Origin of the sequence: Pseudomonas sp. SWRI154 (assembly GCF_014268645.1) — a bacterium.
Classification (GTDB): domain Bacteria; phylum Pseudomonadota; class Gammaproteobacteria; order Pseudomonadales; family Pseudomonadaceae; genus Aquipseudomonas; species Aquipseudomonas marvdashtae.
Genome location: NZ_JABWQW010000004.1, coordinates 58,914 through 70,781 on the forward strand (window position 1 = coordinate 58,914; position 11,868 = coordinate 70,781).

12 protein-coding genes are annotated in these 11,868 nt (G+C 60.5%); 7 read left to right on the forward strand and 5 right to left on the reverse strand.

The window, feature by feature from the left end:
- Window positions 1–76: 76 nt before the first annotated feature.
- On the forward strand, window positions 77–895 hold the full coding sequence (locus HU806_RS05335) for a UDP-2,3-diacylglucosamine diphosphatase (protein WP_186610394.1): 819 nt from the start codon (window positions 77–79) through the stop codon (window positions 893–895).
- Window positions 896–965: 70 nt separating this feature from the next.
- On the opposite strand, the gene HU806_RS05340 is transcribed toward HU806_RS05335, so the two are convergent.
- Window positions 966–1,277, reverse strand: coding sequence for an Mpo1-like protein (locus HU806_RS05340; protein ID WP_186610395.1), 312 nt, complete (start codon window positions 1,275–1,277; stop codon window positions 966–968).
- 318 nt (window positions 1,278–1,595) lie between these two features.
- Between HU806_RS05340 and HU806_RS05345 the strand changes: the two genes are divergently transcribed.
- A complete protein-coding gene (locus tag HU806_RS05345; protein WP_186610396.1) occupies window positions 1,596–2,648 on the forward strand; it encodes an AraC family transcriptional regulator in 1,053 nt (350 codons plus the stop codon).
- On the opposite strand, the gene HU806_RS05350 is transcribed toward HU806_RS05345, so the two are convergent.
- A complete protein-coding gene (locus HU806_RS05350) occupies window positions 2,605–4,059 on the reverse strand; it encodes a TrkH family potassium uptake protein (RefSeq protein WP_186610397.1) in 1,455 nt (484 codons plus the stop codon). The genes HU806_RS05345 and HU806_RS05350 overlap by 44 nt on opposite strands.
- Window positions 4,060–4,213: 154 nt before the next feature.
- Here HU806_RS05350 and HU806_RS05355 point away from each other — a divergent pair, with 154 nt between their 5' ends.
- A complete protein-coding gene (locus HU806_RS05355) occupies window positions 4,214–4,777 on the forward strand; it encodes an NAD(P)H nitroreductase (RefSeq protein WP_186610398.1) in 564 nt (187 codons plus the stop codon).
- A gap of 195 nt (window positions 4,778–4,972) precedes the next feature.
- On the opposite strand, the gene HU806_RS05360 is transcribed toward HU806_RS05355, so the two are convergent.
- The 3 genes from HU806_RS05360 to phhA all read right to left on the reverse strand — a co-directional run bounded on the left by HU806_RS05360 (window position 4,973) and on the right by phhA (window position 7,405).
- Window positions 4,973–6,166 (reverse strand): amino acid aminotransferase, encoded by a 1,194-nt coding sequence (locus HU806_RS05360; RefSeq protein ID WP_186610399.1) that lies wholly within the window; start codon window positions 6,164–6,166, stop codon window positions 4,973–4,975.
- Window positions 6,166–6,522, reverse strand: a complete 357-nt coding sequence (locus HU806_RS05365; protein WP_186610400.1) for a 4a-hydroxytetrahydrobiopterin dehydratase — start codon at window positions 6,520–6,522, stop codon at window positions 6,166–6,168. The genes HU806_RS05360 and HU806_RS05365 overlap by 1 nt, the downstream gene beginning before the upstream one ends.
- 97 nt (window positions 6,523–6,619) lie before the next feature.
- Window positions 6,620–7,405, reverse strand: a complete 786-nt coding sequence (gene phhA / locus HU806_RS05370; RefSeq protein ID WP_186610401.1) for a phenylalanine 4-monooxygenase — start codon at window positions 7,403–7,405, stop codon at window positions 6,620–6,622.
- A gap of 313 nt (window positions 7,406–7,718) precedes the next feature.
- Here phhA and HU806_RS05375 point away from each other — a divergent pair, with 313 nt between their 5' ends.
- The 4 genes from HU806_RS05375 (at window position 7,719) to flgH (ending at window position 11,846) form a co-directional block, all read left to right on the forward strand.
- Complete coding sequence (locus HU806_RS05375) at window positions 7,719–9,284, forward strand: sigma-54-dependent transcriptional regulator (protein ID WP_186610402.1); 1,566 nt, start codon at window positions 7,719–7,721, stop codon at window positions 9,282–9,284.
- A gap of 230 nt (window positions 9,285–9,514) precedes the next feature.
- Window positions 9,515–10,252: a flagellar basal body rod protein FlgF gene (locus HU806_RS05380; RefSeq protein ID WP_186610403.1), complete on the forward strand. Its 738-nt coding sequence runs from the start codon at window positions 9,515–9,517 to the stop codon at window positions 10,250–10,252.
- Window positions 10,253–10,301: 49 nt separating this feature from the next.
- Entirely contained in the window at window positions 10,302–11,087 is a 786-nt protein-coding gene (flgG, locus tag HU806_RS05385) for a flagellar basal-body rod protein FlgG (protein WP_186610404.1), read from the forward strand.
- Window positions 11,088–11,150: 63 nt separating this feature from the next.
- Complete coding sequence (gene flgH, locus HU806_RS05390) at window positions 11,151–11,846, forward strand: flagellar basal body L-ring protein FlgH (protein ID WP_186610405.1); 696 nt, start codon at window positions 11,151–11,153, stop codon at window positions 11,844–11,846.
- Window positions 11,847–11,868 lie beyond the last annotated feature (22 nt).

Sequence of the window (11,868 nt, forward strand, 5' to 3'; positions counted from 1 at the left end):
ATCTAAACGACTTATTGCTGTCATGACGCATTAACCGCTGGCGTGCACTGTGGTGAAAACGATCAGAGGGTTGCCCATGACCAGCGCCGAGCTCGCCAGACCCAGCCGCAAGCAGCGTGTTCGCACCCTGTGGATTTCCGACGTCCATCTGGGCACCCGGGACTGCCAGGCCGAGCACCTGTCGCAGTTTCTCAAGGGCTACCACACCGACAAGATCTATTTGGTAGGAGACATCATCGACGGTTGGAAGCTGCGCAGTGGCATGTATTGGCCTCAAGCCCACACCAACGTCATTCGCCGCTTGTTGACCATGAGCAAGCGCGGCACCGAAGTGATCTACGTCACCGGTAATCACGACGAATTCCTGCGACGCTATTCAAAGCTGATCCTGGGCAATATCCAGTTGGTGGACGAAGCGGTGCACGTAACCGCCGATGGCCGGCACTTGTTGGTGATCCATGGCGATCAGTTTGACGTCATCACCCGTTACCACCGCTGGTTGGCGTTCCTCGGGGATTCGGCCTACGAGTTCACCCTCACGCTGAACCGCTGGCTCAACCATTGGCGGGCCCGTTATGGCTACGGCTACTGGTCGCTGTCGGCGTATCTCAAGCACAAGGTCAAGACCGCCGTCAGTTTCATCAGCGACTTTGAAGAAGCCATTGCCCATGAATGCGTGAAGCGCGAGTTGCACGGTGTAGTGTGCGGGCACATCCACCACGCCGAAATGCGCAAGGTAGGCGAAGTGGAATACTTGAACTGCGGCGACTGGGTCGAGTCATGCACGGCATTGATCGAACATTGGGACGGGACGATCGAGCTGTATCGACTGGCTGACGCCCAGGCGCGCGAGGCGCTGGTCAAGGCTGAGTTGAAAGTGACCGAGCCTGCCTAGGCCGGCCTGCCCCTTCTCAAACAAACATACAACCCTGTGGCGAGGGAGCTTGCTCCCGCTGGTCCTTTGCCTAGAACGCAACCTTGCCCAGCAACATGTCGCGGTACATGACGAAATCGCCAAGCAGGCTATAGAACGGATGCTGGAAGGTGGCGGGGCGGTTTTTTTCGAAGAAGAAGTGCCCGACCCAGGCGAAGCCGTAGCCAGCCACCGGAAGGGCGACCCACAGCCACCAGGCGCCGACGACAAGGGCCATGGCGAGAAGCAGGATGACCAGGGAGGTGCCGACGAAATGCAAGCGTCGGCAGGTGCTGTTGCTGTGTTCGGCGAGGTAATACGGATAGAACTCGGCGAACGTAGTGAATCGTTTGGTGTTTTCCAAGACTGCGGGCTCTTTGGTTATTATTTTGGCGGCCGATGTTTCGAACCGCTTACATTCAGTCTAGAGCGACCGCCTGCAACAGCCAGTGACAATCAGCGCCAGTCTAGTGTCCTGTCTTACAAATACTGTTCCTTCTGGACGGCGTCTGTTGCCATCATGCTGCGTTGCCGCTCCTCGCCATAGCTGGCTATGACTCGTCGCGGCGCCTTGCCTGACGACAACAGCCACTCGTCCAAAAGGAACGTATTCGTAAGACAGGACACTGATATCCTTCGCAAATCCGGCCGTACCCCGCGGCTCGTCATGCAAGTAAACGTCATGAGCGAACGAACGACTTCTTCGAGCTGGGCGATGGGGATTGTCAAAGCGTTGGAAATGGATGGCCTGGACTGTCGGGCGCTGTTCAAGCAGTTGGGGTTGGATTATGCCGCGTTGGAGGATCCGGACGCGCGTTATCCCCAGGACTCGATTACGCGGCTCTGGCAGTTGGCGGTGACGCTGTCGGGTAATCCTGCCATAGGTCTGAACATGGGCAAGGTGGTGCGTCCGGCATCGTTCCATGTGGTCGGTTACGCCTTGATGTCCAGTCGAACGTTAGTCGAAGGCTTCCAGCGCCTGGTGCGTTATCAGCGAATCATCGCCGAAAGTGCCGAGCTGAGTTTCCGTCGCCTGGAGGAAGGCTACGGGCTGATCCTGACGGTGCACGGCGACCACCTTCCGCCGACCCGCCAGAGTGCCGAAGCGTCCATGGCTTGTGCGCTGGCCTTGTGCAGCTGGTTGACCGGACGCACCTTGCATCCGGTGAAAGCGCTTTTCCAAGGCGCAGAGCCCGTTGACGTTACGCCTTATCAGCAGGTTTTCGGCGCGCCGCTGGTGTTCGATGCGCCCTATGACGCGCTGATTTTCCAGCAGGTCGACATCGAAGCGCCGCTGCCCACGGCGAACGAGGCGATGGCGCTGCTTCACGATCGGTTTGCCGGGGAGTACTTGGCGCGTTTCTCCGAAAGCCGCGTGACACACCAGGCGCGGCAAGTGCTTTGCCGGCTGCTGCCCCAGGGCGAGCCCAAGCGTGACGTCGTGGCGCAGACGCTGCACCTGTCGCAACGCACCTTGCAGCGGCGCTTGCAGGAAGAGGGCACCAGTTTCCAGAGTCTGCTGGACGACACCCGTCGCGATCTGGCCGAGCAATACCTGGCGCAGCCGGGCATGACCTTGCTGGAAGTCGCCTATCTATTGGGCTTTGCCGACCCGAGCAATTTTTTCCGGGCCTTTCGTCGCTGGTTCGGGACCACGCCCGGTGAATACCGGACGCGCAGCGCGACTGCGCTCAGTGACGCCAGAACGCCGGAATACACAGCACGAACACCGTGATGATCTCCAGTCGGCCCAACAGCATGCCGCCCGAAAGAATCCATTTGGCCGCGTCCGGCAGCGGCGCGAAGTTGCCGGCCGGGCCGATGGTCTCGCCAAGGCCCGGGCCGACGCCGGATACGGTGCTGGCTGCGCCGGTCAACGCCGTCATCCATTCCACGCCCAACAGCGACAACAGCAGGGCGATCACGCAGATGGTGATGGCGAAGAAGAACGAAAACGTCAGGATCGAACGCACGATTTCTTCATCCAGGCGATGACCGTTGTACTTCTGCTTGATCACCGCGCGCGGGTGGATCAGTTGGTTAAGGTTGGCCCGCAGCAGGATGTAGGCAACCTGGAAACGGAAGATCTTGATCCCGCCGGCCGTCGAGCCCGAGCAGCCACCGACAAAGCCCAGGTAAAAGAACAGCATCAGCGAGAAATTGCCCCACAGGCTGTAGTCCCCCAGGGCGAAACCGGTGGTGGTGACGATGGACGTCACGTTCAGCGCCACGTGTCGCAGCGCGTCGAGCCAATGCAGGTCGGTGGTGATCCAATACCAGGTGCCGAGCACCAGCCAGGTGACCAACAAAACGCCGATCAGCCCCTGGACCTGTTGGTCCTTGATCAGCGCCCGGCGATTGCCGCGCAGCGTCGAGACATACAAGGCGAAAGGCAGGCTGCCCAGGATCATGATGACAATGATGACCCAATGCACGGCCGGTTGGGTCCATTTGGCCAGGGACAGGTCCGAAGTGGAAAAACCACCGGTGGAAATGGCCGACATCGAGTGGTTGATTGCATCGAACAGGCTCATCCCGGCCCACCACAGGGCCAGGGTGCCGAGGATGGTGATGCCCACGTAGGACGCCACGATCAGCCGCGCCACCATATGCGAGCGGGGCATGACCTTTTCCGAACGGTCGGACGATTCGGTCTGGAACAGCCGCATGCCACCGATTCGCAACAGCGGCAGGATCGCCACCGCCATGCCGATAAAACCGATTCCACCGAGCCAGTGCAACAGCGAGCGCCACATCAGGATTCCCGGCGACATCGTGTCCAGGCCGCTCAAGACCGTGGCGCCAGTGGCCGTGATGCCCGACATGCTCTCGAAGAACGAATCCGTGTAACTGATGTGCTGGGTCAGCAAAAAGGGCAGCGCCGCAAACACGCACACCACCAGCCAACTGCTGACGGTCAGCAGGTACATGTCACGGGGGCGCAGGTGAATGTGTTCGGGACGTCCCGGAAGAACCAGGGCCAGGCCGGCAACAAAGGTGATCATGCTCGACCAGAGGAACGACGGCAGGTCGCTGGTGCGCTCGTAGACCAGCAACGTGGCCATCGGCACGACCATGAAGATCGCCAGGGTGATCAGGAAGATGCCGATGATAAAACCAATGATCCGCAGGGTCGGCAACGCCATGGAGTCCGCTCGGGCTGAAAGGGAAGGGGCGCCATTCTACCTGCGACAGGCGGCATGTAAACCGGCGTCCGGGGTCGCTTGTATCTGAATTTGAACTAACGAACTGGCGGCACAAGCCACTAGAATAGCCGAACATTTTTCCAGGAGGTCGTCGATGCAGGCTTTAGATGCTTTGCTCAACCGTGTTTCTGTCCCGCGTCTGGTGGACCCGGCGCCCACGCCCGAACAACGCGAGGTAATGTTCGCAGCCGCGATGCGTGCGCCTGATCACGGCCAGTTGCGCCCATGGCGTTTCCTGACGGTAGAAGGACAAGCGCGCAATCGCATGGGTGAACTGCTGGCCGAAGCGGCTCGCTTCAATGACCCGCTGGTATCCGAAGCCGTCGTGGAAAAGGCCCTCAACGGTCCGCTGCGCGCGCCGCTGGTCGTGGTGGTGATTGCGCGTTTGCAGGACCATTTCAAGATTCCGAAATCCGAACAATTGCTGGCGGCCGGCTGCGCGGCCCACGGCATCCTGCTGGCCGCTTATGCCCAAGGGGTAGGTGGCGTGTGGCGTACGGGTGAGTTGGCGTATTCGCTCCATGTGGCGCGGGGGCTGGGCCTTGAAGAGGGGGAAGAGGTGATCGGTTTCCTATATTTGGGTACACCGCAGAAAGAAGCGCGCACGGCGCCGAAGGTGGAAACCGCAGAATTTGTCAGCGAGTGGACAGGCCAGTAGCCTCGCAAGGGCAGCGGATTATTTGAGGCTGGTTTGATCCACTGTGGCGAGGGAGCTTGCTCTCGCTGGGCGGCGAAGCCGCCCCAAATGGAACGACGCTATCTGCCTGACACACCGCGCCAGGCCTGTTTACGACTGCTGCGCAGCCGAGCGGGAGCAAGCTCCCTCGCCCAAAATCAACGGCCGACGGTGGTGCTATCTGCAAACATCCGCAATCGCCTCGGCCAGCGCATCCAGCCGCGTCGCATCGATGCCGGCCACGTTGGCCCGGCCTGTGCCGACCAGATAGACGCTGTGGCGCTCGCGCAATTGCTTGACCTGCTCCGGCGACAGGCCGGTGTAGGAAAACATCCCTCGTTGCACGCCCATATGAGCGAAGCGTTCACGCAAGCCGTGGGGCTCGAGCGCCTCCAACAAGCCTCCGCGCAACTGAGCGATGCGCAGGCGCATGGCTTCCACTTCGTCAGCCCACAGGCCCTTGAGCTCCGCGTTGCCCAGGATCGTCGCCACCACCGCCGCGCCGTGATCCGGTGGCGTCGACCACAGATTGCGGGCGATGTTCGCCAGTTGGCTGCGAATGTCGAGCAGTTTGTCGGCATCGCGGGCACAGACAATCAGTGCGCCGGTGCGGTCGCGATAGAGCCCGAAGTTTTTCGAGCATGAACTGGTGATCAGCACTTCCGGCAACGCTTCGGCAAACAAACGCACGGCCCATGCGTCCTGTTCCAGCCCGTCGCCAAAGCCTTGGTAAGCGAAATCGATCAATGGCAGCAGGCCGCGGCTGCGAACCACATCCAGCACCTGGCGCCATTGCTCGTGGGTCAGGTCGAAGCCGGTGGGGTTGTGGCAACAGGCGTGCAGCAGCACCACATCCCCTTTTGGCACTTGGCCCAGGGTCGCCAACATTGCCTCGAAATCCAGGCGATTGTCGGCGCCCACGTAGGGGTAGTGGCTGGCCTTGACGCCCGCGGCGGCGAAGATGGTTTCGTGGATCGGCCAGGTCGGGTTGCTCAGCCAGACGCCACGGCCCGGCAGGCACTGGGCGATGAAGTCGGCGCTCAGGCGCAGGGCACCGGTGCCGCCCGGTGTCTGGGTGGCGCCGGCGCGTTTTGCTGCGATCAACGGCGAGTCGGCACCCAGCACCAGTTCATTGATCAACTGGCCGAACGCGGCGTCACCATGGCCGCCGATGTAGGTCTTGGTGGTCTGCCGATCCACCAGCCGCTGCTCGGCCTGCTTCACCGATTGAAGGATCGGCGTCAGGCCTTGAGCATCCTTGTACACACCGACGCCGAGGTCGAACTTGCTGGGATTGCTGTCCGCCCCGTAGGCCTCCATCAAGCCGAGGATCGGGTCGCCGGGAACTCGGCCGATGGCATCGAAATGCATTACTTGCGGCCCTCGGCGGTCTTGGCTACGTCATCGGTGCGGGCGGCCATGATGAAGTCGTTGCGGTGCAAGCCCTTGATGGAGTGGCTCCACCAGGTCACGGTGACTTTGCCCCATTCGGTGAGCAGGCCTGGGTGATGGCCCTCGGCCTCGGAGATCTCGCCGACGGCATTGGTGAAGGCCAGGGCATGCTTGAAATTCTTGAACAGGAAAGTTTTCTCCAGCTGCATCACGCCGTCGCGCACTTCGATATTCCAGTCCGGGATCTGTTTGATCAACATCGGCAATTCTTCGTCGCTGACTTGCGGGGCGTCGGCGCGGCAGGCTTCGCAATGGGCTTGGTTCAGAGTGTTCATGGTGTGTTCCCGAATCGAATATGGAAAACGTCGATGCAGCCACGCTAAAGCAAAGGGATGTGGCGCAACAGACTCAATTGAAATCAAAAGTAGCGGTTCACGCCGCTTTCGGTGGAAATTTTGGCGCGTGCAGGCCCAGTTCCCGACCGCGCTGGACCATGCCCATGATGTCTTCATGAGCGAGGTCGAACAGGCGCTTGAGCTCGGGCAGGACGAAATACACGGGCTGCAGGATGTCGATGCGATACGGCGTGCGCATGGCTTCCAGTGGGTCGAAGGCTTGATGCTCGGGCTCGTCTGACAGGCAGTACACGGTTTCCTTCGGCGACGAAAGGATGCCACCACCGTAGATGCGCCGGCCTTGCGGAGTCTGGACCAGGCCGAACTCGATGGTCATCCAATACAGGCGCGCCAAGTAGACGCGCTCTTCCTTGGATGCCTGTAGGCCGAGTTTGCCGTAGGTGTGGGTAAATTCCGCGAACCAGGGGTTGGTCAGCAACGGGCAGTGGCCAAAGATCTCGTGGAAAATGTCCGGCTCTTGCAGGTAATCCAGTTCTTCGCGGGTACGGATAAACGTCGCGACCGGAAACTGTTTGTTGGCGAGCAATTCGAAAAACGTCTGGAAGGGAATCAGCGCCGGCACCCGGGCGACTTGCCAGCCCGTGGTCTCGCCCAGCACTTTGTTGACTTCGTCCAGCTGCGGGATACGGTCGTGGGGCAGGCCCAGCTTGTCGATGCCGTCCAGGTATTCCTGGCACGCACGGCCTTCGATGACTTTCAGCTGGCGGGTGATCAGCGTGTTCCACACAGCATGCTCTTCAGCGGTGTAGTGGATAAAACCTTGCGCATCGGGCTCGCGGGCCACGTATTGCGTCTGCTTCATGCTGCTCTCCTGCTGTTTTTCCTCCGGCGTTTCGAGCCGGGAGAAAGGCTGTTTATTTTTATGTCCAGCGATGCATTAGAGATAACCCGAAGCAGGATGCGGTGCAGTAGGTTGGTTCAGGTTTCTTCGATCCTTCTGGTCAAAAAATGTAAAGTTTTCGTTACGTATGTAGGCGTGTCACGGCGTTGTTGGGATTTTCAGCTGTAAAACGTCCTACAGGTGTCACATAATCTTGACGATTATTTGCGCCGCCTCGCAGAAAACCTTTGTGGCGAGGGAGCTCTTTTTTATCTCAAGCACCTGGGCCTTTTTCATGCGTATCAAAGTCCATTGTCAGAATCGCATCGGCATCCTGCGGGACATTCTCAACCTGCTGGTGGAGTACGGCATCAACGTTGCTCGTGGCGAGGTCGGTGGCGAGCATGGCAATGCGATTTATTTGCACTGCCCGAACCTTATCAACATCCAGTTCCAAGCGTTGGGTCCGAAATTCGAAGGCATCGCCGGGGTATTCGGCGTCAAGCGCGTAGGACTTATGCCCAGCGAGCGTCGGCACATGGAGCTCAACGCGCTGCTCGGCGCCTTGGAGTTTCCGGTGTTGTCCATCGACATGGGCGGCTCCATCGTCGCGGCCAACCGGGCCGCAGCGCAGTTGCTCGGGGTGCGAGTGGACGAGGTGCCAGGCATTCCCTTGTCCCGGTATGCCGAGGACTTTGACTTGCCGGAGCTGGTGCGCGCCAACCAGTCGCGCATCAATGGCTTGCGGGTCAAGGTCAAGGGCGACGTGTTCCTGGCGGATATCGCCCCGCTACAGTCGGAACACGACGACAGCGAGGCCATGGCCGGCGCGGTGCTGACCCTGCACCGCGCCGACCGGGTGGGCGAACGTATCTATAACGTGCGCAAGCAGGAACTGCGCGGTTTCGACAGCATTTTCCAGAGTTCGAAAGTGATGGCGGCGGTGGTCCGCGAGGCCCGGCGCATGGCGCCGCTGGACGCGGCGCTGTTGATAGAAGGCGAAACCGGTACCGGCAAGGAGCTGTTGGCCCGCGCCTGCCACTTGGCCAGTCCGCGTGGACAGTCGCCGCTGATGGCGCTCAACTGTGCCGGTTTACCGGAGTCCATGGCCGAGACCGAGCTGTTCGGCTACGGCCCCGGAGCCTTCGAAGGCGCCCGGGCCGAAGGCAAGCTCGGCCTGCTGGAACTGACCGCCGGGGGAACGCTGTTTCTCGACGGAGTCGGGGAGATGAGCCCGCGCTTGCAAGTGAAACTGCTGCGCTTCTTGCAGGACGGATGCTTCCGGCGTGTCGGCAGTGATGAAGAGGTGTACCTGGACGTCAGGGTGATCTGCGCCACCCAGGTCGATTTGTCCGAACTCTGCGCCCGGGGCGAATTTCGTCAGGACCTATACCATCGCTTGAACGTGCTTTCCCTGCATATTCCACCGCTGCGCGAATGCCTCGACGGGCTTGCGCCGCTGGTCGAGCATTTTCTCGACCAGGCCAGTCGCCAGATCGGCTGTCCGCTGCCCAAGCTGGCCCCAGCGGCAATGGACCGTCTCAGTCATTACCATTGGCCGGGCAACGTCCGGCAGTTGGAAAACGTATTGTTCCAGGCCGTTTCCCTGTGTGACGGCGGCACGGTGAAGGCCGAGCACATCCGCCTGCCGGACTACGGTGTGCGTCAGCCCCTTGGCGATTTCTCCCTCGACGGCGGGTTGGACGATATCGTCGGAAGGTTCGAGAAAGCCGTGCTGGAGCGGCTGTACTCCGAACACCCCAGCAGCCGGCAACTGGGCAAGCGGTTGGGGGTTTCCCATACGACGATTGCTAATAAGTTGCGTGAGTATGAAGTCGGTAAGGAACCCGGAGCGTACTAGACCAGCTACCACAGAAATATGGTGCCGCTGCCGGATAGGTAAACCTTTGCCTTGCAGCGGCACGACACCGCCGGTTTTTCGTCTTCGATACACCGCAGTATTCCTTCCGAAAGTCCCAAGCCCTTTGTTTACCGGGTCCCTGCGCGCCAGAAAAAAGTTGGTCTGCAAATTGCTTAAGGCTGTGCAACACAGCAGTGGGCGGCAAACGTCCGGCATGCAGAGGAACGACAGTGGACAAGTACCTTTATGTGGCAATGACCGGCGCCAGCCAAAACGCGCTGGCGCAACGGGCCCATGCCAACAACCTGGCGAACATCTCCACCAACGGTTTTCAGAAAGACCTGGAGCAGGCACGTTCGATGCCGGTGTTCGGCGACAGCTTTCCGGCGCGGGCGTTTGCGATGTCCGAGCGTCCCGCCACCGACTTCACCCCGGGTGCGCTGATTGAAACCGGTCGCGACCTCGACGTGGCGGTCAGCGGGCCGGGCTGGATGGCGGTGCAGAATCCTGACGGTGGCGAAAGCTACGTGCGCACCGGCAGTCTCAATGTCGATGCACTGGGTGTCTTGCGGGCCGGCAACGGCATGCCGGTGATGGGCAACGGTGGTCCGATCGCCGTGCCGCCGGAGCAGAAAATCGAGATCGGCCAGGACGGCACCATCAGCATCCGCGCCATGGGCGAAGGCCCGCGTGTGATGGCTGAAGTGGACCGCATCAAGCTGGTCAACCCGGACCTCAAGACCATGACCAAGGGCCTGGACGGTTCGATCCGTTCCAAGGACGGCCAACCGGCGCCCATCGACGCCAACGTGCAATTGGTGTCGGGGTTCCAGGAGGCAAGCAACGTCAACGCCGTGGATGAGATGACTTCGGTGCTGGCCCTGGCCAAGCAGTTCGAGCTCCACGTCAAGATGATGACCACCGCCAAAGAAGGCGATGAAGCCATGGCTCGGGTCTTGCAGATCTAACTATTAATTACAGCGTTGCGCCGAAAAACAGGCGTACGAGGAGAATCGAATGCTTCCGGCTCTTTGGGTTGCCAAAACAGGTCTGTCCGCCCAGGACACCAACCTTTCCACTATATCCAACAACCTGGCGAACGTTTCGACCACGGGTTTCAAACGTGATCGCGCCGAGTTCCAGGACTTGCTCTACCAGGTAAAACGCCAGCCAGGCGCCCAGTCGACCCAGGACAGCGAATTGCCGTCGGGCCTGCAAGTAGGTACTGGTGTGCGCATCGTCGGCACCCAGAAAAACTTCAACGCCGGCAGCCTGCAAACCACCGAACAGCCGCTGGACATGGCCATCGACGGTCGTGGTTTCTTCCAGATCCTGCAGCCGGACGGCACCACGTCCTACACCCGTGACGGTACGTTCCACCTCGATTCCAATGGCCAGATCGTCAACGCCAGCGGTTTCGCCCTGGAACCGGCCATCATCATCCCGAACGATGCCCAGACCTTCACCGTGGGCCGCGACGGCACCGTGTCCATCACCGTGGCGGGCAACCCGGCCTCCCAGGTGATCGGCAACCTGCAGACCGCTGACTTCATCAACCCGGCCGGCCTGCAAGCGGTGGGTAACAACCTGTTCATGGAAACCGCCGCCAGCGGCGCGCCGCAAGTCGGCACCCCGGGCCTGAACGGTTTCGGCACCACGCTGCAGAACACCCTGGAAACCTCCAACGTGAGCACCGTTGAGGAGATGGTCAACATGATCACCACCCAGCGCGCCTACGAGATGAACTCCAAGGTGATTTCCACTGCCGACCAGATGCTCTCGTTCGTTACGCAGAATCTGTAATCACGTCGCAAAATCCGTAGACAGGGCGGCCTGAGGCCGCCTGCAACACCAAGAGGTAGGGTCATGAATCGCTTCGTATCTGTTCTGGCACTGAGTGGGATCACCGCACTCGCGGGCTGTGTCGCGCCAACGCCAAAGCCCAATGACCCGTACTACGCTCCGGTGTTGCCGCGCACACCGTTGCCGGCGGCGGCCAATAACGGTTCGATCTACCAGGCCGGTTTCGAGCAGAACCTGTACAGCGACCGCAAGGCTTTCCGGGTCGGTGACCTTATCACCATCACCCTGAACGAGCGGACCCAGGCCAGCAAGAACGCTAACTCGCAGGTCGACAAGACCAGCGAGACCAGCGTCGGCTTGACGTCGTTGTTCGGCTCGAGCCTGACCACCAACAACCCGATCGGCAGCAACGACCTGAGCCTCAGCGCTGGTTATGGCGCCGACCGTGCCACCAAGGGCGACAGCAAGTCGGGCCAGAGCAACAGCCTGACCGGCTCGATCACCGTGACCGTTTCCGATGTCCTGCCCAACGGCATCATCGTCGTACGGGGCGAGAAATGGCTGACCCTCAACACCGGTGATGAACTGGTGCGCATCGCCGGCATGGTCCGCGCCGATGACATCGCCACCGATAACACCGTTTCGTCCACTCGCGTGGCCGATGCGCGCATCACCTATTCGGGCACTGGTGCCTTTGCCGATGCGAGTCAGCCAGGTTGGTTCGACCGTTTCTTCCTCAGCCCGAAGTTCCCTTTCTAGGTGGCCCAGTTGAATCTTAAAC